Origin of the sequence: uncultured Reyranella sp. (genome assembly GCF_945957355.1) — a bacterium.
Lineage (GTDB): Bacteria > Pseudomonadota > Alphaproteobacteria > Reyranellales > Reyranellaceae > Reyranella.
Genome location: NZ_CAMFKM010000002.1, coordinates 169,274 through 191,266, shown reverse-complemented (window position 1 = coordinate 191,266; position 21,993 = coordinate 169,274). Strand labels below are relative to the sequence as shown.

General features: G+C 66.6%; 25 protein-coding genes. 13 read left to right on the top strand and 12 right to left on the bottom strand.

The window, feature by feature from the left end:
* Positions 1-101 precede the first annotated feature (101 nt).
* From Q0Q48_RS03985 to Q0Q48_RS03970, 4 genes are all read left to right on the top strand, one after another.
* A complete protein-coding gene (locus tag Q0Q48_RS03985) occupies positions 102-749 on the top strand; it encodes a glutathione S-transferase family protein (protein ID WP_295134361.1) in 648 nt (215 codons plus the stop codon).
* Positions 750-814: 65 nt separating this feature from the next.
* Positions 815-1,522, top strand: coding sequence for a VTT domain-containing protein (locus Q0Q48_RS03980; protein ID WP_295134358.1), 708 nt, complete (start codon positions 815-817; stop codon positions 1,520-1,522).
* A 1-nt stretch (position 1,523) separates the two neighbouring features.
* A complete protein-coding gene (locus Q0Q48_RS03975) occupies positions 1,524-2,948 on the top strand; it encodes an FAD-dependent oxidoreductase (RefSeq protein ID WP_295134355.1) in 1,425 nt (474 codons plus the stop codon).
* A gap of 8 nt (positions 2,949-2,956) precedes the next feature.
* Positions 2,957-4,387: a HAMP domain-containing sensor histidine kinase gene (locus Q0Q48_RS03970; RefSeq protein ID WP_295134352.1), complete on the top strand. Its 1,431-nt coding sequence runs from the start codon at positions 2,957-2,959 to the stop codon at positions 4,385-4,387.
* A 9-nt stretch (positions 4,388-4,396) separates the two neighbouring features.
* Here the strand turns inward: Q0Q48_RS03970 and Q0Q48_RS03965 are convergent, their stop codons facing one another.
* Positions 4,397-5,146 (bottom strand): DUF1499 domain-containing protein, encoded by a 750-nt coding sequence (locus tag Q0Q48_RS03965; RefSeq protein WP_295134349.1) that lies wholly within the window; start codon positions 5,144-5,146, stop codon positions 4,397-4,399.
* An 88-nt stretch (positions 5,147-5,234) separates the two neighbouring features.
* Here Q0Q48_RS03965 and Q0Q48_RS03960 point away from each other — a divergent pair, with 88 nt between their 5' ends.
* On the top strand, positions 5,235-6,116 hold the full coding sequence (locus Q0Q48_RS03960) for a DMT family transporter (protein ID WP_295134346.1): 882 nt from the start codon (positions 5,235-5,237) through the stop codon (positions 6,114-6,116).
* Here the strand turns inward: Q0Q48_RS03960 and Q0Q48_RS03955 are convergent.
* From Q0Q48_RS03955 to Q0Q48_RS03945, 3 genes are read right to left on the bottom strand one after another with little or no spacing between them, the layout of a single operon-like run.
* Entirely contained in the window at positions 6,113-6,535 is a 423-nt protein-coding gene (locus Q0Q48_RS03955; RefSeq protein WP_295134343.1) for a cupin domain-containing protein, read from the bottom strand. The genes Q0Q48_RS03960 and Q0Q48_RS03955 overlap by 4 nt on opposite strands.
* 16 nt (positions 6,536-6,551) lie before the next feature.
* Positions 6,552-7,172 carry a glutathione S-transferase gene (locus tag Q0Q48_RS03950; RefSeq protein WP_295134340.1) on the bottom strand — a complete coding sequence of 207 codons (621 nt, stop codon included), beginning with the start codon at positions 7,170-7,172 and terminating at the stop codon, positions 6,552-6,554.
* A gap of 31 nt (positions 7,173-7,203) precedes the next feature.
* Positions 7,204-8,307: a malate/lactate/ureidoglycolate dehydrogenase gene (locus Q0Q48_RS03945; protein ID WP_295134337.1), complete on the bottom strand. Its 1,104-nt coding sequence runs from the start codon at positions 8,305-8,307 to the stop codon at positions 7,204-7,206.
* 185 nt (positions 8,308-8,492) lie between these two features.
* Between Q0Q48_RS03945 and Q0Q48_RS03940 the strand changes: the two genes are divergently transcribed.
* Together Q0Q48_RS03940 and Q0Q48_RS03935 are read left to right on the top strand one after the other, a co-directional pair.
* Positions 8,493-8,678, top strand: a complete 186-nt coding sequence (locus Q0Q48_RS03940) for a hypothetical protein (protein ID WP_295134334.1) — start codon at positions 8,493-8,495, stop codon at positions 8,676-8,678.
* Positions 8,678-8,923 carry an RNA-binding protein gene (locus Q0Q48_RS03935; RefSeq protein ID WP_295134331.1) on the top strand — a complete coding sequence of 82 codons (246 nt, stop codon included), beginning with the start codon at positions 8,678-8,680 and terminating at the stop codon, positions 8,921-8,923. Before Q0Q48_RS03940 ends, Q0Q48_RS03935 begins: the two co-directional genes overlap by 1 nt.
* Here Q0Q48_RS03935 and Q0Q48_RS03930 read toward each other — a convergent pair.
* Both Q0Q48_RS03930 and Q0Q48_RS03925 read right to left on the bottom strand, forming a co-directional pair.
* Positions 8,920-9,417, bottom strand: a complete 498-nt coding sequence (locus tag Q0Q48_RS03930) for a hypothetical protein (protein WP_295134328.1) — start codon at positions 9,415-9,417, stop codon at positions 8,920-8,922. The two genes, Q0Q48_RS03935 and Q0Q48_RS03930, sit on opposite strands and share 4 nt — an antisense overlap.
* Positions 9,418-9,430: 13 nt before the next feature.
* Positions 9,431-10,576, bottom strand: coding sequence for a helix-turn-helix domain-containing protein (locus tag Q0Q48_RS03925; RefSeq protein WP_295134325.1), 1,146 nt, complete (start codon positions 10,574-10,576; stop codon positions 9,431-9,433).
* 85 nt (positions 10,577-10,661) lie between these two features.
* On the opposite strand from Q0Q48_RS03925, the gene Q0Q48_RS03920 reads away from it, so the two are divergent.
* The 4 genes from Q0Q48_RS03920 to Q0Q48_RS03905 all read left to right on the top strand — a co-directional run bounded on the left by Q0Q48_RS03920 (position 10,662) and on the right by Q0Q48_RS03905 (position 15,543).
* On the top strand, positions 10,662-11,540 hold the full coding sequence (locus Q0Q48_RS03920) for an IS1 family transposase (RefSeq protein WP_295134323.1): 879 nt from the start codon (positions 10,662-10,664) through the stop codon (positions 11,538-11,540).
* A gap of 7 nt (positions 11,541-11,547) precedes the next feature.
* Complete coding sequence (locus tag Q0Q48_RS03915) at positions 11,548-11,916, top strand: hypothetical protein (protein ID WP_295134320.1); 369 nt, start codon at positions 11,548-11,550, stop codon at positions 11,914-11,916.
* A gap of 173 nt (positions 11,917-12,089) precedes the next feature.
* Positions 12,090-14,504 carry a DUF3772 domain-containing protein gene (locus tag Q0Q48_RS03910; RefSeq protein ID WP_295134317.1) on the top strand — a complete coding sequence of 805 codons (2,415 nt, stop codon included), beginning with the start codon at positions 12,090-12,092 and terminating at the stop codon, positions 14,502-14,504.
* Positions 14,485-15,543 (top strand): alpha/beta hydrolase, encoded by a 1,059-nt coding sequence (locus Q0Q48_RS03905; RefSeq protein WP_295134313.1) that lies wholly within the window; start codon positions 14,485-14,487, stop codon positions 15,541-15,543. Before Q0Q48_RS03910 ends, Q0Q48_RS03905 begins: the two co-directional genes overlap by 20 nt.
* Before the next feature lie 64 nt (positions 15,544-15,607).
* Here the strand turns inward: Q0Q48_RS03905 and Q0Q48_RS03900 are convergent, their stop codons facing one another.
* The 5 genes from Q0Q48_RS03900 to Q0Q48_RS03880 are packed head-to-tail and all read right to left on the bottom strand — an operon-like array spanning position 15,608 to position 20,141.
* Positions 15,608-16,132 carry a UGSC family (seleno)protein gene (locus Q0Q48_RS03900; RefSeq protein ID WP_295134310.1) on the bottom strand — a complete coding sequence of 175 codons (525 nt, stop codon included), beginning with the start codon at positions 16,130-16,132 and terminating at the stop codon, positions 15,608-15,610.
* A 13-nt stretch (positions 16,133-16,145) separates the two neighbouring features.
* Entirely contained in the window at positions 16,146-17,588 is a 1,443-nt protein-coding gene (locus tag Q0Q48_RS03895; RefSeq protein WP_295134307.1) for a thioredoxin family protein, read from the bottom strand.
* On the bottom strand, positions 17,581-18,552 hold the full coding sequence (locus tag Q0Q48_RS03890) for an alpha/beta fold hydrolase (protein WP_295134304.1): 972 nt from the start codon (positions 18,550-18,552) through the stop codon (positions 17,581-17,583). Before Q0Q48_RS03890 ends, Q0Q48_RS03895 begins: the two co-directional genes overlap by 8 nt.
* A 9-nt stretch (positions 18,553-18,561) precedes the next feature.
* Positions 18,562-19,485: a fatty acid desaturase gene (locus tag Q0Q48_RS03885; protein WP_295134301.1), complete on the bottom strand. Its 924-nt coding sequence runs from the start codon at positions 19,483-19,485 to the stop codon at positions 18,562-18,564.
* Entirely contained in the window at positions 19,467-20,141 is a 675-nt protein-coding gene (locus Q0Q48_RS03880) for an MSMEG_1061 family FMN-dependent PPOX-type flavoprotein (protein ID WP_295134298.1), read from the bottom strand. Before Q0Q48_RS03880 ends, Q0Q48_RS03885 begins: the two co-directional genes overlap by 19 nt.
* Positions 20,142-20,250: 109 nt before the next feature.
* Between Q0Q48_RS03880 and Q0Q48_RS03875 the strand changes: the two genes are divergently transcribed.
* Both Q0Q48_RS03875 and Q0Q48_RS03870 read left to right on the top strand, forming a co-directional pair.
* A complete protein-coding gene (locus tag Q0Q48_RS03875) occupies positions 20,251-20,574 on the top strand; it encodes a hypothetical protein (RefSeq protein ID WP_295134294.1) in 324 nt (107 codons plus the stop codon).
* Positions 20,575-20,580: 6 nt separating this feature from the next.
* On the top strand, positions 20,581-20,883 hold the full coding sequence (locus Q0Q48_RS03870) for a hypothetical protein (protein ID WP_295134292.1): 303 nt from the start codon (positions 20,581-20,583) through the stop codon (positions 20,881-20,883).
* 142 nt (positions 20,884-21,025) lie between these two features.
* Here Q0Q48_RS03870 and Q0Q48_RS03865 read toward each other — a convergent pair whose 3' ends face one another.
* Positions 21,026-21,910: a hydrogen peroxide-inducible genes activator gene (locus Q0Q48_RS03865; RefSeq protein WP_295134289.1), complete on the bottom strand. Its 885-nt coding sequence runs from the start codon at positions 21,908-21,910 to the stop codon at positions 21,026-21,028.
* Positions 21,911-21,993 lie beyond the last annotated feature (83 nt).

The following is a 21,993-nucleotide window of genomic DNA, read 5'->3' as shown; positions in this document are numbered from 1 at the left end:
TAAACACAACAAGGCCCCCGCGCGGTGCACCGGGGGCGAATTCCGTGGGCGAGGGTAATAAGCGGCTGACCTCCCAGAGTCAACGCGCGCTAGGATGCCCCATGGCCCTCTTTCTTCATGGCTATCGCTATAGCGTCTACGTCCGGATCGTTCGCCTGGTCCTGGCGGAGAAGGGCGTGGCCCATGAGCGGGTCGAGGTAAACCCGTTCGGGGCCGACATGCCGGCCGAGTATCTGAGGCTTCATCCGTTCGGCCGGGTGCCGGCGCTCGTGCATGACGGCTTCGCCCTCTACGAGACAGGCGCGATCACCCGATATGTCGATCGCGCCTTTCCCGGTCCGGCCCTCCAGCCCACGGACCCGAAGCGGCTGGCACGCATGGACCAGATCGTCGGCGTGGCCGACGCCTACGCCTATTGGCCGCTGGTGCGGCAGGTCTTCGTCCACGATGTCGTTCGACCCCACATGGGCACGGCCGGCGACGCCGCGGAACGGGAGAAGGGTCTCGCAGACTCCGCGAAGGTGCTCGATGCGCTGGAGGCGCTGGCCGCACCGGACACCTGGCTGACGGGCCCCGACATCTCGCTTGCCGACTTTCATCTCGGCGCGATGGTCGCCTACTTCGCGCAGTCGCCGCGCGGCGCGGCGCTGCTGACGGTCCGGCCGCGTTTGTCGATCTGGTGGCAGCGCTTCAAGGCAAGGCCGAGCGCCATCACCACGGATCCGGGCTTACCAGTCACTCAGGCGTGACAGCATGTGCTTTGAGGATCGGCCCCACAGCGTCAATATCGAGGCGGGGCGAGACGAAAGGCGAGATGAACACATCGACACTGCGCCGGCTGCTGCCAGTGGCGATCCTGCTGGCAGGGCTCGCGATCTTCCTGCTGCTCGGGCTCGACCGCTATTTCTCCTTCGAGATGCTGGCCCGCCACAAGGCGACGGTGACGGCGTGGGTCGCCGCGCATCGCCTGCTGGCGGCACTCGCTTTCCTGCTGGCCTACGCGATCATGGTCGCCTTCTCGCTGCCCGTCGCCATGGTGGCCACGCCGGTGGGCGGCTTCCTGTTCGGCACCTGGGCGGGGGCCGGCCTGTCCGCCATCGGCGCGACCCTGGGGGCGATCGCCGTCTTTCTCGCCGCGCGATATGCGTTTCGCGATCTCTTCCTCGCCCGGGCCGGCAAGAAGTTGGCGCGTCTCGAGCAGGGATTCCGGCACGACGATTTCAGCTACCTCCTCTTCCTGAGGCTTGTGCCGGTGTTTCCCTTCTGGCTCGTCAACATCGTGCCGGCGCTGCTCGGCATGCAGCTTCGCCGCTACGTTCTCGCGACGATGCTGGGCATCATCCCGGCCTCCATCATCTATTCGGGCCTGGGCGCCGGCCTCGGCGCCATGCTGAAGCGGGGCGAGCATCCCGATCTCGGCATCATCTTCGAATGGCACATCCTGCTGCCGCTGCTGGGGCTTGCCGTCCTGGCGCTGCTGCCGGTCGTCGTCACGCGTTTGCGCCGCCAGCGGTCCACCTGAGATGAGCAGCCTGCTCACGCCCGACGTCTGCGTCGTCGGCGGCGGCTCGGCCGGCCTCGTGGTGGCGGCCGGCGCCGCGCAGCTCGGCCTCGAGGTCGTGCTGGTCGAACGCGCACTGATGGGGGGCGACTGTCTCAACTTCGGCTGCGTCCCCTCGAAGGCGTTGATCGCGGCCGCGCGCGCCGCCCAGGCACAGCGCAGCGGCGCGGCCTTCGGCATCGCGCCGGTCGAGCCCGCGATCGACTTCGGCAAGGTGATGGATCACGTCGCCGGCGTGATCGCCGCGATCGCGCCCAACGATTCGGTCGAGCGCTTCGAGAAGCTCGGCGTGCGCGTCCTGCCGGAAGAGGCGCGTTTCGTCGGACGCACCGAATTGCAGGCCGGGCCCCATCGCATCCGCAGCAAGCGGATCGTCCTGGCGACGGGCTCGCGGCCCGCGCTGCCGCCGGTACCCGGCCTCACGGACGTACCGCACTTCACCAACGAGACGATCTTCGCCAACCGCGTCCTGCCCGCGCACCTCGTGGTGCTGGGCGGCGGCCCGATCGGGCTGGAGATGGCGCAGGCCTTCCGGCGGTTGGGCTCGAAAGTCACTGTTCTGGAAGCCGCAACCTGCCTCGCCAAGGACGATCCGGAACTTGCCGCCATCGTCGTCGCGCGCCTGCGCGGCGAAGGTATCGCCCTGCATGAGAGGACGCGAGCCACCAGGGTCGAGCGCACGGCCGGCGGAATCGCGGCTGTCCTGGACAGTGGCGCGCGCATCGAAGGCTCGCATCTGCTGGTCGCCACCGGCCGCACGCCCGCCATCGACGGGCTGGGTCTCGACCAGGCCGGCATCGTCCACGACCGGCGCGGCATCACGGTCGACGACTCGCTGCGCACTTCCAATCGCAACGTCTGGGCGATCGGCGACTGCAATGGCCGCTATGCCTTCACGCACATGGCGGGCCACGAGGCGTCGCTGTTCATCCGCGGCGCGTTGTTCCGCGCCCCGGCGAAGCTCGATCCCGCCATCGTGCCCTGGGCGACCTATACCGATCCGGAGCTGGCGCAGGTCGGCCTCAACGAACGCGACGCGCGCGCCCGGCACGGCGACCGCATCAAGGTCCTGCGCTGGAACTTCGCCGAGAACGATCGTGCGCAGACCGAGCGCGAAACCGACGGGCTGTTGAAGGTGGTCACCGACGGGCGCGGCCGCATCCTGGGGGCGGGCATCGCCGGACCGCAGGCCGGCGAGCTGATCCAGAGCTGGTGCCTGGCCCTCTCCGCCCGCCTCCGGATCTCGACCCTGGCGGGCTTCGTGCCGCCCTACCCGACGCTCGGTGAAACCGCGAAGCGGGCCGCCGGGAGCTACTATGCCGGGACACTGTTCGGCCCGCGCACGCGCGGGCTCGTGCGGTTTCTCGCCCGGTTGCCGGTCTGGTAGATTGAGACATGACCGCTGACGCCACCCTGCCGGTCCAGTCCGCCCACCCGGTCCGCCGGCGGCCCGCCACTTTCGGCCTGTCGTGGCGAATCCTCGGCCTCGTGATCGTCGCCGTGATGACGGCCGAGGTCGCGATCTTCCTGCCGTCGATCGCGCGCTTCCGGCTGGTCTATCTCGAGCAGCTGATCGAGAGCGGTACCCTGGCGGCGCTCGCCCTCGACGCCACGCCCGACAACATGGTTACGGAACAGGTGAAGGGCTCGCTGCTGGCGCACGCCCGCGTCGAGGCGGTCGTGCTGGTCGAACCGAACAAACCCAAGCGCGCGCTGATGAACATCGAGCCGCGGCCCGAGATGCAGGGCTTCAACCTGAAGGATCGCGGGGCGCTCGGCCTGATCTGGGACGCGCTGGAGGCGATGGCGCGGGACGGTTCGCATTTCATACGGGTGGGCGGTGAATCGATGCGCCTGCCCGGTGCGATGGTCTGGATCGTCGTCGACGAAATGCCGATGCGGGCCGCGATGTACGGCTACACGAGCCGCATCCTCGTCCTGTCGATCATCATCGCGCTGTTCACCGCCGCCCTGCTCTATCTGGCGCTGCGCTGGCTGGTCATCCGGCCGCTGCAGGACCTCTCCCGCGCCATGATCAACTTTCGCCGCGCGCCGGAGGAGGCCGACACCGCGCGTGCGCCGGTGCGGCGAAACGACGAGATCGGCGTGGTCGACCGCGAGTTCCAGCTTCTCCAGCGCGAGCTGCGCACCTCGCTGCGCCAGAAGTCGCGCCTGGCCGAGGTCGGCGCCGCGACCAACAAGATCAACCATGACCTGCGCAACATGCTGTCGACGGCGCGCCTGCTGTCGGACCGCCTGGCGCGCAGCGACGACGAGCGCACGCGCGCGCTGGCGCCCACCATCCTCAATACCATCGACCGCGCCGCCCGCCTGGCCAGCGACGCCATCGAATATGTCCGGGAGAAGCCGTCGCCCCGGCTGGCCGAAGTCGATCTCGCCGACCTCGTCGACGAGGTCGGGATCGCGCTGCAGGAACAGGGCGAGGAGAAGGACCCCAATCTCCTGCGCACGTGGATCAACGAGATCGGCAACGGCGGCCTCGCGCGGTGCGACCGAGACCTGCTCTACCGCGTGTTCGTCAATCTCGGGCGCAATGCCTTCGAGGCGGGGGCGACCTGCGTCACCATCCGCACCCGGCGCAGCGGCGGCTTCATGCTGGTCGAAGTTGCCGACAACGGGCCGGGCATTCCCGCCGCGGTGGCCCGACAGCTCTTCAGGCCCTTCACCACCGGTGGCCGGCAGGGCGGCACCGGTCTCGGTCTCGCGATCGCCCGCGACCTGGTGCGCCTGCATGGCGGCGACATCACCCTGATCGAATCGAACGCACAGGGCACGCTCTTCGGCTTCACCCTGCCGGTTGCCTGAGGTTGTTCGTCACCCCTCGCTCTTCAGCCGGGCAATGAAGGCGCGCACGCGGTCGGCATTGCCGCCGAGATCGGCCTCGCCGATACGGCTCTTCGAGCGGATGTCGACCCGGCTGCCGGTGCCCTGGGGGCGAATTCGTACGACGACGTCGTCGCGAAAGCCGAACCACGGGCTGGTCACGACGGCTTCCAGGCGACCATCCGCCGGCACCCGCGCCACGATCTCCCAGTTGAGCGCCGTCGCCACCCGCTCGACACGCTTGAAGGCCTCGGCCGGCGGCACGGCGAGCAGAACGGGTTCGATATCGGGGAAGGCGGCGCGCTGGAGGGCGGCGTTGTCCTTCGGGTAGGTCGGCGGATTGGGCGCCCCGCGCCGCAGTTGCGCCGTCGCCACGAGCGGCGGCGGATTGGCCGTGTCGGTCGTGATGTCGTTGATGGCCGGCCGCTGCTGCGCCTGCAGGAACCAATGCAGCGGGACCCAGGCGCCCGCGCCGCCGATCACGATCGCAAGGAAGGCGGCAACGCTGCCGCGGCGCCGGTCGCCGGGACGGGCCGGAAGGATGGTGGCGAGTCCCAGCGCGACGCCGGCAACCGTGAGATAGAAGCCATAGCGGAAGACGGCGATGGCCGCCTCGATATCGAGACCGGGATAGCGGTGCAGGGGCCCGGAAACGGCTACGATCAGCGAGCCGACAGCCGCTAGGATAAAGGCGATACGCGCCAGTCGATAACTGATCGGATTGGTCGGCCTAACGAACATCCAGGCTCCGCTGCAATCGCATCGTAACCATGAAACGCATCCAGCGCATCTTCTCGACAGTTCCCGCTTCAGTCTCTATGCGGCGGCAATGACGACAACCGACACCGCGCGGCGCCGGGCCATGGCGGCCGGCCTGGTTTCCATCGGCCTGTGGAGTTCGCTCGCCCTGCTCTCGGTGCTGGCCGGGGCAATCCCGCCCTTCCAGATGGTCGCCATGACGTTCGCGATCGGTGCCGCCATCGGCATCGTCCGCGCCCTGGCCAACGGGGTCGGCTGGGCCGGACTGGTCGGCTGGCCGCCGCGCGTGTGGCTGCTCGGGATCGGCGGGCTGTTCGGCTACCATGCTCTCTACTTCGCGGCCCTCCAGCTCGCCCCGCCGGCCGAGGCCAACCTGATCAACTACCTGTGGCCGCTCCTCATCGTGCTGCTCTCGGCGCCGCTGGCGGGCGAGCGCCTGGGCGGGTCGCATCTCGCCGGCGCGGCCCTGGGCTTCGCGGGCGTCGTGCTGCTGGCCCTGGGCCGCGGCCTCGACTTCGCGGACAGCCATGCGCTGGGTTACCTGCTGGCGCTGGGATGCGCCTTTGCCTGGTCGATGTACTCCGTCCTGTCGCGCCGCTTCGGCGAAACGCCGACCGACGCCATCGCCGCCTTCTGCGCCGCCTCGGCCCTGCTCTCGCTCGCCTGCCATCTCGCCTTCGAGCGCACCGTCTGGCCGGCGAGCGGCACGGCCTGGCTCGCCGTGCTGGCGCTGGGCCTGGGGCCGGCCGGATCGGCGTTCTATTTCTGGGATCACGCGGTGAAGCGCGGCGACATCCGCGCGCTGGGCGCGATTTCCTATGCAACGCCGATCCTGTCGACGGCGATCCTGATCGTATTCGGCCTGGCCGAACCGACCGGCACGCTGATCGCCGCGGCCCTGCTCGTCACCGTCGGCGCCGTGCTCGCCTCGCGCGATCTCTGGAAGCGCTAGGCGCCCGGCTTCCAGCCGGGCGGAGCGAGTTCGAAGCCCGCGAAGTCGAAGGCCGGCGCCACGGTGCAGCCGACCAGGGTCCAGTGGCCGAGCGACCGGGCAGCCTGCCAGACGCCGCGCGGCACGACGATCTGCGGCGTCTCGCCCAGGGCGAAGTCGCGGCCCAGGCGCAGATGCCGGGCGGTGCGGCCATCGTCGCTCATCGAAAGCTCGAGCGGCGCGCCGTAATAGTGATGCCAGACCTCGTCGGCATCGACCCGGTGCCAGTGCGAGCGCTCGCCGGCCTTCAGCAGGAAGAAGATCGCGGTGCTGGCGCCGCGCCCGTCCCTTGCGGCGCCGGCACGGAACGTCTCGCGGTAGTGACCGCCCTCGGGATGCGGCTGCAGGCCGAGGCGGGCGATGATCTCGTCAGCAGTCATGGGGGTGGTCATGACATCAGGCCGGCGGCGGCACCGTGGCCTTCATCGACGGCGTCTTGGCGAAGGCCGCGAACCACTTCGCGAGCTTCGGCCGCTTCGCCCGCCAGTCATGGTGGCCGAAGCGGAAGTCGAGATAGCCCAGGGCGCAGCCGATGGAGACGGTGCCGATGGTCGGCTTGCCCTTGAGGGCCTTCGATTCGGCTTCCAGCTGGTCGAGCACGCCGTCGATCTTCTTCATCTGGCCCTTCGACCAGTCGGGCCAGCGCTTCTCCTCCGGCCGCAGGAAGCTCTCGTAGCGGGCGAGCAGCGCGGCATCGAGCAGGCCGTCGGCCATGGCCTGCTGGCGCAGCGCCATCCAGCGCTCGCGGCCCTTGCGCGGGAACAGCTTGCGCCCCTTGTGCTGGCTGTCGAGATACTCGCAGATCACGGGCGAGTCGAAGAGGTCCATGTTCTTGGTCGACAGGGCCGGGATCTTGCCGATCGGATTGTGCTTGTCGACGTCGGCATTGGGCGCGACCGGCGTCAGCGCGACGTTCACCATGTCCATCTTCTTGTCGAGGCCGGCCTCGATCGCCAGCACCCTGACCTTGCGGGCGTAGGGTGACGACGGCGAGTAGTAGAGCTTCATCTTGGCCATGGTCGGTCTCTCCTGTCGTCTTCCGGTCGCGTCAGGCGCCGGCCATCTGCGGGATATCCGTATCGTTCAAGCGCACCTTGCGGGCCGTGTCGACGAGCTGCTGCCAGGTCGTGGTATCGATCGGCACGCCGTTCTTCTCGCGGTCGAGCTTGCGCGCCCGCTCGGGCTCGCCCGGCACCAGCACCTCGGCGACGCCGGGTTGAGGCCGGGCCGACTTCACCCAGCCGATGAAATTGTCGACCTCGTCCTCGAAGAACGCCGTGCCGCCCATCGAGTCGGGATCGATGATGATCGACAGCATGTTGTTGATGATGTCGGTGCCGTCCTTCTTGATCGTGCGCGGGCTGTGCGTACGGCCGCCGGTCAGGGCGCCGGCCAGCAGGTCGCAGATCACGGCGAGGCCGCCGCCCTTGTGCAGGCCGAACGGCAGGATGGCGCCGTAGGGAGGATTGTACATCACGCCGGGTTCGGTCGTGGGATTGCCGGCGGCGTCGATCAGGAGGCCTTCCTCCATCTGGATCTTCTTGTTGTTGGCGACCCGCACCTTGCCCATCGCCACCTGGCTGGTGGCGAAGTCGAGCACGATCGGTTCCTGGCCCTTGCGTGGAATCGCCGTGCAGTAGGGGTTGGTCGTGAAGCGCGCCTCGGCGCCGCCGAACGGCGCGACCAGCGATTTGTGGCCGTGCACGTTCACCCAATGGGTGCTGACCATGCCGGCGCGCGCGCATTGCTCGCCCCAGTGGCCGATCCGGCCGATGTGATGGGAATTCTTCAGGCCGACGACGCAGACGCCGTGCTTCTTCGCGCGCTCGATGCCGATGTCCATCGCCTCCTTGGCGATGACCTGGCCGTAGCCGGCGCCACCCTCGACCACGATCACCGCGCCATTGTCGCGATCGATCGTGGCGTGGTGGTTGCGCTTGCAGGCGCCGTTGAGGGTGTTCTGGATATAGCTCGGCATCATGCCGACGCCATGGCTGTCATGGCCGAACAGGTTGGCGAGGACGAGATGGTCGGCGACGAGCCTGGCTTCCTCGGCGGAGCTGCCGTCGGCCCGGCAGATCGCCATTGTGAAATCGTGCAGGCGATCGGGCTTGATGCGAACTTCGCCAACCGAACCTTGGCCCTCGGCCATACCTTGTTCTCCCCTTGATTTTTCGGGCGGCAAGGTTCCGCGTCGTCACGGCGCTGTCAACGACGAAGCGGTAACGGTCGAGCAAGCCCGCCGAAAGCCGGGCACTGTCTCAGTTTGAAATCTGATGCCTGAAACATCTAGAGGGCGCCCTTGATCGTGATCGCTCCCTCTGCTCATTATGGGGCATGGCGCACGAAAAGCTGATCGCTGAACTGCGAAAAGAAGTCGAGATGTATAAGGATTCCCTAGCCTTCTGGGAGCAGCAACCCGAGTCCCAGGTGCCCGGGTTTTCTGTCGCCCTGCAGCGCCAGAAGCTCAAAGATGACATTGCGGAGAATGAGAAGGCGATTGCCATTTTGGAGGGCGAATAATGCCCACCGGACCTAAAGGCCAGAAGCGCCCCGCCGACGTGATCGGCAACGCCGTGAAGGTGATGCGGATCGCCACGGGCGAAGAAGAAGAAAACCTTGCAGCTAAGGGCGATGATGCCGCCGCCGCATCCGCAGCTCGCAAGGGTGGCCTGAAAGGGGGCAAGGCACGCGCTGCCAAGCTGACTGATAGGCAGCGCGTGGAGATTGCCCAACTGGCGGCGCAAGCGCGCTGGAAGAAGTCCTAAGCGGCCTCGGCGGCGCCACCACCGGATCCTTCGTCGTCGTCTTGTTCATCTGCTGCCTTCCGGATCTGAATATCCAGCGTCAGATCCATCGGGAGTTGAATGGGCTCTTTGTCCGGATTCATCGCGTTCCAATGATCCGTGTCGTCGGTAAGATTCACGCCGTCGCTCACCATCTGTTCCCGTCGCTGGACCGAGGACTTGAGCATCTGGGGGCGGGTCGCTTCGTCGATATCGACGTATACGAACAAGTTCCCCTGAGCCGGAACCGCATGATAGACGCGGTATGGGCGCCCGGTCTTGCTGCTGCGCTTCGTTTCATCGCGAGCGGCATCTACGAACTGGGTAGCGAGCATGTCCACAGCGGACTGTGGCGTCGGCATTTTCCAGCCCATTGCTTGGGCGAACTCCGCCACCTTGTGCATGTCGACCTCGCGCTCGCCGGTCACGTCCTTGTAGTGCCGGATGAAACGCTGACGCTCTGCGCGTGAAGCCATTGCCTATTCCTTTCTATTCATCGACTGGAGCAACATCACCCCAGCCATCCTTGATCGCGTTGGGCGCGATAATGTCGCGAACCTTCACCTGATGGTCGCGAAGCAACGAGTATCGCTTGGTCCTGTGCTGAAGTTGGCCGACGACGAGTCCCGGGTGGACTTTCATCAATCGAGCAAATCCGATCACGTCCCTCTCGGTAAAGAACGGCGCCTTGCGCGCAATGAATGCTTCCATTTGCGATGTCGGCACGCAGAAGTCAGCGGCGGCGGCATTCGCCATCCGCTCTTCCTCCGAAATTGCGGGCCCGGTTCCGGCGCGATCGCCCACCAACTCGGCATCGAGCATGGCGGCGAATAGGCCATGCCGTTGGATGACGTGCTCCAATTCGTGACGAAGCACGAACCAGAAGTTGTCATTGCGATCAAACCGCATCGACATACCGATAACGGGGGACCGATCATCCAGCCAGAAGCAGACGCCATCAATCTTGGCCGACGGCAACGTCTCCACCAGCACGTAACGAATGCCGCACTCTGCCATCAGGCGGGGCACCCGCGCGACGCCCTCGCGCGAGGCGGTAAGCGAGCGAAGCTTTCCTACTACGCTCCGCACTGCATCCGGCGAGTAAGGTGCCACCAACATATCCTTGGCGATCTGACGGACGCGATAAAGCCACGCCATCTGAGCCGGTGACGCGGCCTCATGCACCGCCGTCTTCTTCGCGGCATGCGGCAAGATTTCAATGTCTTGAATCCTGTTGGCGCCAAAGAAGCGCAACAGCTCACGCTCGACTTTTTCCGTGTCGCGGACGCTATCCGCTTCGATCCAGCCGCGCCTGATCATGTCGGCCAACGGCAAATCACCGTAAAGCGCCGCTCGCGTGGCACGCCCAGGATCGGGATGGGTCACGATTCGCGCTTGAGCCAGCTCGTATTCCTTCTGGAGCGCCAGGAAGCGCTCGGCTGGCTCCCCGAACACCTCCTCCAGCGCGAGCGCAATTTTTGCGTCGACGGGCTGCTTGCCGCCCGTCAGCCGTGTAATGCGCTGCTCGCTCACCCCTAGGATCACGGCCAAAGTACGTCTCGTCCAACCACGCTCAACCAGAAGGTGCTCGATCAGCTGTCCGGGCGTTCGGAAGTTCTTGTTTTCGCTGCCCATATTCGAAGAATGACAGATTTCCAGAAATCTGGAAAGAGGCGTTTATGCTTGACGAACATCAAAAAGTTCATTATGAAAATGGTCCATGAACAAGCTCTCGACCGCCCAGCGCGCCCAAATCCTCGGAATGCTCTGCGAGGGTATGTCGATGCGGGCAATCTCCCGGCTGGCGGACGTGAGCATCAACACCGTGACCAAGCTGCTGATCGATGCTGGTCTGACTTGCGCCCGCTTCCATGACGAGAACGTGCGCGGCGTGAAGGCCAAGCGGGTCCAGTGCGATGAAATCTGGTCGTTCTGCTACGCCAAGGCGAAGAACGTCGCGAAGGCCAAGGCCGCCCCGGAGCGGGCCGGCGATGTCTGGACGTGGACCGCCCTCGACAGCGATAGCAAGATGATCCTGTCCTATCTTGTCGGCGGCCGTGACAGCGAGTACGCGCTGGAGTTCATGGACGATTTGCGCGGCCGGCTGGCGAACCGGGTGCAGCTCACAACAGACGGCCACAAGGCCTATTTGGAGGCCGTGGAAGAGGCCTTCGGCGCTGATATCGACTACGCCATGCTGGTTAAGCTGTATGGCGAAGGCCCCCAGACGGAGGCCCGCTATTCCCCGGCAGAGTGCATCGGCTTCCGGAAGGACATCGTTACCGGTCGCCCGGTCAAAGCCGATATCTCAACCTCGCACGTCGAACGGTCGAACTTGTCGATGCGGATGCACATGCGCCGCTACACGCGGCTCACGAACGCCCATTCGAAGAAGTTCGAAAACCACTGCCACATGGTCGCGATCTACACCGTTTGGTACAACTTCGTCCGCATCAACAAGGCCGTGAAGATGGCCCCGGCAATGGCGGCTGGCGTGTCCAAGACCCTGTGGACCATGGACAATATCGTGGCGCTGATCGATGCTGCCGCGCCCGCGCCGAAGAAGCGTGGGCCCTATAGGAAGACGGTAAGTGCATAAGGCCTCAGTGCAGAGACTGGTTGGCTACGGTTTCCGGATCACCGGCGAGTGGCGCACTCCGGAAAGCCGCGTTCATCGCCCGCCATGGCTGCGCCGTGCGCCTGGGCTATATGCGTTCGTAGTCAGCGGTCGCGTCTGCTACATCGGAAAAGCGGATATGCTTCATCGGCGGCTTCGCAACTACAGCAATCGCTGCTTCAGACCGCTCGGTTCGAAAGCTCATCGATACTGTCACGGCCAGATACTCGAAACCCTCAAGGCTGGTCTAGCCGTTGAGGTTTATGCCCTGATCTTTAGTGGAAAGGGCGTCGCGCTTACCAAGCGCGAAACCGAACTGATCAAAGAGATTGACCCGCCTTGGAATCGGACGGCCTAAATTTCAAACTGAGACAGTGCCGAAAGCCGCCCTGATTTCGCCCTTCTGCGCAGCCAGACACGCTCAGCGGCGTGGCCCGGTCCGGTCCGCCCGTGGTAGTTGACACCAAACTCCTTTCTTCGTTTCCGGGAATCGCGCACCGAATGCGACCTCTAGCCCGCCTCGCATTGTTCGTGCTGCTGTTCGCAAGTGTCGCGGCCTCGGCCCAGACCGTTCCACCGCCGCAGCGGCCCTTTAGCCAGCTCGTCGAACTCTGGGGTCGCCAGCTCGACCGTATCGCCTCCCGCACCGAGCAAGCGGACCTGCTGCCGGTCGAGATCGACGGCTTGCGCGAACAGACGACCGACGTGCGCACGGCCGCGATGGCCGCCGCCGCCTTCGCCCGCAACGACCTGGCCGACACCAAGAAACTCCTGGCCCCGCTCGAGCTGAAGCCCGGCACCGACGCGCCGCCCGAGACCGATGCCGTGAAGGCGGATCGTGAAAGGCTGACCGAACAGGCCACGATCGCCGAGAGCCGGGTCAAGCAATGCGAGGTGGTGATCGCGCGCGCCGACCAGCTGCTGGAGCGCCTGACCAAGGTGCGCGGCCAGCTGGTGCTGCAAACCCTGCTGCACCGCGATCCGTCTCTGCTCTCGCCCAGCGTCTGGCACAAGATCGGCCCGCAGTTCCTGACATCGGTGAAGGTGTTGACCAGCGCGATGGCGAACTGGAGCCGCGAGGGCTTCCTCACCCTGAGCTCGGGCAGCCCGGAGCTGGTACCGCTCGGCCTCTGGGCCGCGCTGACGATCGTCCTGTGGTGGGTCGGGCGCGCGTTGCGTCGCCGATTCGGCCGGGGCGGAACGCACATCGATGCACGGCACGACCAGACCATCATCAGCGCCATCGACGGGCTCGGCCTCGTGCTGGTGCCCGTCCTGGCGGTGTGGCTGATCGGCAAGCTCCTGCTGGCGAGCAATCCGCCGGCCCCGATCGATGCGCTGATCCCCGAAGCCGTGGGGCGCCTCATCCTGCTGCTGCTGGTGTTCGGCATGACGGCGGCGGGCCTGTCGCCGGCACGTCCCGAATGGCGCGTCCTGCCGTTGAGCGACGACAGCGCCCAGTACCTGTCCCGGGCGCTTCGGCGACTCTATTCGATCAGCCTGCCGCTCGAGTTCGCCTACATCGCACTCAGCCGCGGCGAGGGCCGCGAGGCGGTCGCCGCGGTCGGTGCCGTCGTGCTGACGAGCGTCGTGGCCGTTCTCAGCCTGCCGGCCCTCTCCAACCGCGCCTGGCAAGCCGCCCGGCCTGAAGGCTCGGAACTGCCGCCGATGATCGGCGGGACCTGGTGGGCGGTCGCACGGCTGCTGCTCATCCTCGCCGTCCTGTCGTCGATCGTCTGCGCGCTGATCGGGTATGCGACCCTGGGCGCGCACCTGCATACGGCGATTTCGACGACTTGCCTGTTGATCGCGATTGCCTTCCTTCTTCACAAGCTGGCGGCCGATCTCCTGGAAGCGGCGGCCGCCCCGGGTTCTCCCTCCGGCATCTTCGTGCGCCGCACCTTCGGCCTGCCCGCGGACAGTACGTTGCGCGGCCAGTATCTGGTGCTGCTGGTCTTCGACGCGGCCCTGGTGCTGCTGCTGGCAGTCGCCATTCCGGCGGCCTGGAGCGTCGACACCGATGCGATGATCGACGGACTTGGCCAGCTCGTGCGCGGCGTCAAGGTCGGCGGCGTCACCATCTCGCTCGGCAATGTCGGCATGGCCATCGTGGCGTTCTTCGTGTGCATGCTGCTGGCGCGCCTGACGCGTAGCGTCGTGCGCGATCGCGTGATGCCGACCGTCGATGCGCCGATGCCGTTGCGTCAGTCGATCGACGCCGGCCTCAACTACGCCGGCGTGATGATCGCCATACTGGTCGGGATCGGCGCCCTTGGCGTCGATTTCACCAACCTCGCCATCGTTCTGGGTGCGCTGTCGGTCGGTATCGGCCTGGGCTTGCAGAACATCGCCAACAACGTGATCTCCGGCGTCATCCTGCTGGTCGAGCGGCCGATCAAGGCCGGTGACTGGGTGACCGTGAGCGGACACGAGGGCTTCGTGCGGCGCATCAACATCCGCGCCACGGAGATCGAGACGTTCCAGCGCACGCACGTCATCGTGCCCAACAGCATGTTCCTGCAGAACCCGGTCATCAATCGCACCTATTCCGACACGTCGAGCCGTATCGAGATCAAGCTGACCGTGCCGCTCGCCACCGACGTCGACGCCATGGAGGCGATCCTGCGCGAGGCGGCGCTGGGGCATGCCCGCGTCCTGCGCATCCCGCCGCCGATCGTGCGCTTCGTCAAAGTCGGGACCGACGGCCTCGAGTTCGAACTGTTCGTGTTCGTCGCGCGCCTCGAGGACCGGCTGATCGTGACCAATGACCTCAATCGCGCGATATTGGCCAAGCTGATCGATCAGAAGATCATCAATCCAGCCGCCGTGCCGGAGTTCAAGGTGCGCGGCCTCGACAGGGTGAACTTCTCGCTGCACGCCGATCCTTCGCCCGAGGCGAGGGAAAGCTTCACCGACAGGCCGGGCGATGCCCCCGCGGCGTCGTAGGGACGAGGCGCCGCGCCGGCGCTGGCCGCTCTATGCGCTGTTCGCGGCGGCGGTGGTCGCGGGCGTTGCGATGTGGGCATACGCGCCGTCGCTGCCGCCCGAAACACTGATCGCGCGCTACGCCAACGATCGTTCGCGCTTCGTCGATGTCGGCGGCGTCAACGCCCATGTCCGCGAGCAGGGCAATCCCGACGGCGTGCCCATCGTGCTGATCCACGGCTCGAACGGCTCGCTGCATGCGTGGGAAGGCTGGGCGCGGGAACTGGGCAAGGAGGCGCGGGTCATCTCCGTCGACCTGCCGGGCCATGGCCTGACCGGCGCCTGGCCGCGCGACGAATACACGGTCGAGGCCTACGCCGACTTCATCGAGGTGCTGATCGACACGCTGCACCTCGACAAGGTCGTCGTGGCCGGCCATTCGCTGGGTGCCGCCGTCGCCTGGACCTTCGCGGCGACGCGACCCGATCGCGTCATCCAGCTCGTCCTGGTCGATGCCGCCGGCTATCCGAGGCCGGGCGGCGAGGCGCCGCTGCCGACTCGCCTGGCCCGCACGCCGCTCTTCGGCGACGTCGGCATCTACTTCAAGCCGGAAGCCCTGGTTCGCCGGTCGCTCACCGAGGCCTATGCCGATCCGGCGATGGTGACGCCCGAGCGGGTCAAGCGTTATGCCGAACTTCAGCGTTTCCCCGGCAATCGCGAGGCCACCCTGCAGCGCGCCCGCACGCAGGAGCCGCTCGATCCCACGCCGCTCAGGCGCATGGACGTGCCGACCCTGATCATCTGGGGCGCCAAGGACCGCTGGGTGCCGGTCGCCGACGCCTTCCGCTTCCAGGAGGACATCAAGGGCGCCAGGCTCGAGATCTTCGAGAATCTCGGCCACAACCCGATGGAAGAAGCGCCGCGCGCCACCGCCGCCGTCGTCGCGGCCTTCATCGCCAACGCCCCGCTGCCGCCGCAGTCGAGCGCCCCCGTGGAATCCGAGCCGGAAGCGACCGTCGAGGAGACGGTCCAGCCCGCCGTCGTGCCGGAGAAGGATTAGCAAATACTCCGTCGTCTCGTCCGGAGCCTCGCGAAGCGATCGTCGAGACGACGGGATATTCTATCTAAGCGCTCTTCAACAGGGCCATCACCTGGGTGAAGGCGCGGTCGGCGATTTCTTCGACTTCGGCCTTCGTCCGGTTCTGGATCGGATGGGGCACGTAGACGACCGCCGGCTCGAAGCCCAGCGCATCGCTTTGCGCGGTGACGCCGTCCACGAACTCGGTGGTCACGATGTTGACGCCGGGAAGGCCGCGTCCGTCGAGATTATGAAGGTCGTGCAGACTGCACGATGTGCAGGAGCCTCAATCGCTTAAGGCGATCACCGCGAGCTGCGCCTCGGCCGCGATGGTCTGCAGCACCGAGGCCGGCGCCACCTTGGTGTTGGTGGGCTTGCGGTAGCGCTTCGTGGCGACGCCGGCCGACCTGAAATGGCCTTCGAGCCGGTCGAGGAACACCGCGCCCCCCGACTTGCCGATATCCATCAGCGCCACGACCTTGCCGTCGAGCGAGGGCGGCGGCGCGAGCCGGGCGCGGCGCGTCGGCGAAGTCTCGGCCGTGGGATCGCGCAGCTTGCTCGAATAATTCATCGATCTACGTCCTTCAGCGGATCTCGTGGGTGACGGCCTGGCATTCCTCGCGCACGCGCTGTCCGGGCCAGCCGCCGATGATGGCGGAGAATAGACCGGCGGGACCGCCGGCGCGAACGATCAGCAACCCGTCAGGCGGAAACTTGTCGACGATCTTGTCGGCCATCGACGCGGGCAGCCCTTCCGCCACGCCCTGCGCGCCGTGGACCAGGTCGCGGCCGGGGCGCTTGAGCGCCTGATAGAGCTCGTCCTCGATGCGCCGGCGGTTCCAGCCGCCATCCTTGAAGATCCCGTAGTGCTCGGGCGAGAGCACCAGCACCGCGTTGCCCGAATCGCAGAGCTTGGGATGGCCGACCCCGAACAGGGCCATCGCCAGCGAGCGCGTGAGTTCTTCCGGCGTGCGGGACTTCTGGTCGATGAAGCCGTGCACGCCCTCGGCATGGAACAGCGTGACGGCGCTCTTGCCGGCCGCGATGCCGCGGCGTTGCGCCAGCGGCTCCCAGTCCGGATCGGATTCGTCCTCGGCGAAGCAGAACGTATACTTGCCAGGATTGCCCAAGGTGGCGCGATCCATGCCGCCCGGCAGGCCGCCGCCGACATTGCGCACGATGAGCTGCAGGGCGCGGCCGATCGTGGCATTGGCGCGATTGCCCTGCCCCAGCGCATTGATGCCGGAATTCATGCCGACCGCCTTCGCCGCCGGTCCGTTGATGATGACCAGCGGACCCGAGAAATGCGTCGTGCAGAGCAGCCCGTGCAGCACGAACAGCGGATCGAGTGCGGCCTCCAGCACGCCCAGCACGACCGGCATGTATTCCGGCTTGCAGCCGGCCATCACCGCGTTGATCGCCACCTTCTCGACTGTGCAGGGCGCGAGGTTGGGCGGGATCAGGCCGACGATCTCGTCGGGCTTGCGGTCGGTGCCGCCCAGCATGCGCAGGATGCGCTCGTCGGTCGGCGGCACGACGGGCAGGCCGTCGCTCCAGCCGCGTTCGAAGCAGGCCTCGATCGGATCGTCCCACTCGCCCACGGGAATCTCGCGCGACTTCAATCCGGGGTCGCCATAGCGCGCGATCAGCGCTTCCTGCACGCCGGGCTCGACGCTGCGCGAGCCGCAGCCGGGCTGCCAGGCCGGCAGGCCTTGTCCCTCGGCGGCGGCGCCGGCGATGCGGGTCCACTCGGCACGATCCCAGCCCACGGTGCGGTCGACCTCGCGGCCGCCTTCGTAGCGGATCAGGGTCGGCACGGCCTCGACCTTGAGATGGAAGGAGCGTTCGAGTTGCTGGTCGTCGAGCACGCGGCCGACGCCACGCGGGAATTCCGGATCGTCCTGGGTGATGACGGTGAGCGGACCCGCCTTGTCGAGGCGCTGCATCACCGGCTCGACCAGCACGCAGGTATGGCATTCGCGCTTGGCGACGATCACCAGCCCGTCCGCGGGCAGCACCTCAATCATTCAGCAGAGCCTCCACCTGGGCATCGATGAACGCGGCATCCTCGGGATTGTTGCGCGGATTGCCGGCGCGATGACCCCATACGGACGGGATCTCCACCAGCTTTCCATATCTGAGATGCGGCAACTCTTCCCTGTTGTCGTCCGTCTGGAAATAGAGATCGGTCGCCGACGGCATCAGCAGGACCTTGGCCTTGATGCCGGCCAGCGCCATGTGAAGGTCGCCGCGATAGAGATCGTTGGCCGAGATGTCGCCGTGCTGCCAGGTCCAGAGTTGGGCCAGCAGGTCGCGCGGGTCGCGGCGCAGGAAGTTCGCCTCCCAGGAGCGCACCAGGAAATCCTCGAGGCTCGCGAAGCCCAGGCCGCGCCACATCTCGCGGCGATAGAAGGTCTGGCTGAGCGCCCAACCGGCATAGATGCGGCCCATCGCGCGCAGGCCCTGCTGCGGCGTCGCGGCGGCCTGAAGGGTGGTGCGAATTCCCTCGAGGAAGACGAAGTTGTGCGGCGCCGTGCGAGCCGAGCCGCAGTTGACGACGATGCGCTCGACCGCCTCGCCGAACAGCGCGCCCCAGTGATAGGCCTGCTGCGCCCCCATCGACCAGCCATAGACCAGCTTCAGGCGGTCGATGCCGAACAGCTCCACCAGCATCTGCCGCTGCAGCATGACGTTGTCGTAGGTCGTGACCTCGGGGAAGTCCGGCGTGTTGGACGGCGACGAGGACAGGCCGTTCGTCAGCATGTTGGGGATGACGATGAAGTAGCGGCTGGGATCGAGGCAGTGCCGCACGTCGACCAGCCATTCGATTTCGGTGTGATGGGCACCGTAGCTGGTCGGGTAGAGGATGACATTGTCGCGTCTGGGCGACAGCGTGCCGTAGGTCTTCCACACGATGCGGGCCTGCTTCAGGGTACCGCCGCGCTGCAGCCGGACATTGTCGACCGACCAGGTTCCTTCTTTCGTCCGCATCCTCCGATCCTAGCCGAAGCTGCGGATGATCTCTGCATGTGTCTGGGTATAGCTCCTCGCCACGTATTTCAGGTGCGGCCGCAGATGCCGGTGCGCCTCGGGCAGGTGATGGAACGGGATGTTCGGCAGGAGATGATGCTCGGCGTGGTAGGGCAGGTTCCACATCAGGAAGCGCACGATGGGATTGGAGATCGTCGTGCGCGTGTTGGCGAACCCGTCGTCGCTGTTGGGGCACAGCGTATGTTCGGTCAGGAGATAGAGCCGCAGCAGGGGCAGGCCGACCAGCAGCGGGATGAACCAGACCCAGAGCAGCACGTCGGTCCTGAGCAGGATCGAGCTTACGATCAGCACCGCATAGAAGGCGAGCAGCCAGCGGCCCCAGCGCCGCACTTCCGGCCACGCCTGGTCGTGGATGTAGGTCACGTCGCCCCGGAAGCCGAAGGGGAACAGGAAGATGTCGCGCACCCGGATCATCAGGAACGGGATGGCGCTCACACGATACAGATAGCTGCGCCATCCCGTCGGCGTGACGGAGGTGATCAGCTCGGGGTCGCGCTCGGGATCCTGGGTGTAGCGATGATGGGCGAGATGGTAGTGCCGGTAGAAGCCGGCATTGTTCAGGATCGCCGCGCCCGAGAAGAAAGCCAGCAGGTCGGCCATCCAGCGGGTCTTGAACGAGCCGTAATGCACCGACTCGTGCATGGCGCCGAACAGCGCGTTGATGAAGATGCCCTGCAGCAGCAGCGCCGGCAGCACCCACCAGGTGCCCCGCGTTTCGAGCACGAGCCAGCCGCCGAGCACCAGTAGCGCGAGATGCGCCGCCGTCTGGATGAGGCCCTTGGTGTCGTCGCGGGCATAGAGCCGCTTCAGCACCTCCGACGGCACCACCCGCATCTGGCGGGCGCGCTGGCCGGTTACTGTATAGGCGCCCACAGTCCCTCCTTGTACGCGTGTTCGGTGATGGCCTCGCGCTTCTTCTTCTCCTCTTCGCTGAGGCCGATCTGGTCGCCGACCATGCGCGAGATCGAGGGGAAGGTGCCCTTGGGCTGGACATAGTCCGGCGACCACAGGCGCGAGCGCAGCAGCGCCTTGGCGCAGTGCAGGTAGGCCTGGCGCACCGAGACGACGATGGCGCATTTCGGCGCCTTGCCCTGCACCGCCATCGAGTCGAGCAGCGCCGGATCGACCGAGAGGCGGGCCGTGCCCGCCACCCGCACCGTCTCGTTGACGCCCGGCAGCAGGAAGATCAGCGCGACTTCGGGGTTCTCCAGCAGATTGCGCAACGTATCGAGACGGTTGTTGCCCGGCCGGTCGGCGAGCGCGATCGTCTTCTCGTCGAGCACCTTGAACGAACCCGGCGGGTCGCCGCGCGGAGTTACGTCCTGCTTGCCCGCCGCATCGGCGGTGGCGATCAGGCAGATCGGCGAGAGACCGATGAAGCGGCCCATATGGGCATCGATGCGGCCGATGTCCTTCACCGCAGCGGTCACGCTGACCGGGGCATAGGACGCGACCAGCGCCCGCGCACCCGCCTCGTCGAGCAGCGCCGGTTCCTGCGGGACCGCCGAAAAAGGCGATGAATCGGGCATTTTCCAGACCTCCTGAATTTGCAAGGCAGGGTATCAGGCACCCCCCTCCGGCGAAACCATCTGACGCAAGGAGTCGTTGGTCCTGCAGTCACAGCAAAAGGAGGACCAGATGAGCGACTACGATCCCAACCTCGGTCCGGGCCGTCCGGGCTATGATCCCACCGACCCCTACCGCGCCCCGGACAGCGGCCGTCCCGGCTATGTCCTGCTGGCCGCGCTCGCGGGTGTCGCCCTGATCGGTGGCTTTCTCTATTTCGGCAATCCGCAGAACACGACCGGTCCCGAGCAGGCGCAGGCCCCGGCCCCGATCGAGCGCACCGTGACGGACACCCCGGCCTCCACACCGAATGCCGACCGTCCGGCGGCGATCCCGCTGCCGGCCAACCCGGCCACACCGGCTCCGGCCGCGACGCCGGCGGCGCCTCAGGAGTAGGGGGCGATGAGCGATCATGACCCCAGGCTCGACAAACCCACTTACGAGGACGTGGCTTTCGAGCCCCGCCCACCGAGCCGAGGACTCTATCTGGTGGTGGGCGTGGTGGCCGCGATCGTGGCGGCGACAGGGCTGATGTTCTTCGCGGGCCATCGGAGCGACGGGAACGACCTGGCCCGCAGCCCGGATCCGGCGGCGATCGATACGCAGACCAACGGGACGCGGACGCCCGCCGTTCCCCGGGTCGCGCCGATCCCGGCCACGCCGGCGCCCGAACCGGTGACGCCGGCCCCCCGCCAGCAGCCGTAAACGCGGCAGCGCCTGGACAAAAAATAGCCCGACCGCGAGATCCGCGGTCGGGCGCACAGGCCTTTATTCTCTGCATCCCTCACCTAGCACGGCGGGCTGTGGGGGCTCGTGACTCAATCCTGCAGAGCTGATCTGCACTTCTTCATGACTTCGCGAGTTCAACCTTCAGCGCGTCGCCGAGCGCACGGAAGGTTTCGGCGCGGGGCGAGGAGCGCCGCCAGACGAGACCGATGCGGCGATGCGGGACCGCGCCGGCCAGCGGATGCACCGTCACGTCGAGGCCGCGCAGGATGCCCGCATCGATGGCCATCTGCGGCATCAAGGTGACGCCCAATCCGTTCGCCACCATCTGCGCCAGCGTGTGCAGGCTCGTCCCGTTGAACCCGGCATTGCGGCGCGCGCCTTCCAGCTCGCAGGCCGCCAGCGCCTGGTCGCGGAGGCAGTGGCCGTCTTCCAGCAGCAGCAGGTTCTCGTCGGCGATGCTGGCGGCCGGGACGTGGCCCGCCGGCTGGACGATCGAGAACCGGTCCTCGCCGAGGTCCATCACCTCGAGATCGCCCAGCGCATAGGGCAGCGCCAGCAGCACGGCGTCGAGCACGCCCGCCTCCAGCCGCTCCAGCAGGCGCGCCGTCTGGTCCTCGCGCAGGTAGAGCTGCAGCCTGGGGAAGCTCTCCCGCAGGCGCGGCATGGCCCTGGGCAGCAGGAACGGCCCGATGGTCGGGATGACGCCGAGATGCAGCGGCCCCGAGAGCGGATCGCGCGCCGCCTGGGCCAGGTCGACCAGATCCTCGGCCCCCTTCAGCAGGTCGCGCGCGCGGTCGGCGACCTGCCGTCCCAGCGCCGTCGGCACGACCGAGCGTTTGGTGCGCTCCAGCAGCGGGGCGCCCAGCAGGTCTTCGAGTTCCTGGATGCTGGCGCTCAAGGTGGACTGGCTGACGTTGCAGGCCGTGGCCGCCTGCCCGAAGTGACAGCGATCCACCACCGCCACCAGGTAGCGGAGCTGTCGCAGTGTCGGGGTAGGTTTCATCGGGGGCATATAATCGTTTTTACCGATTATTCAATTCGGTATTTTGCGCTTTAAACGATCTTAGAATGCCCCTAAGTAACCGT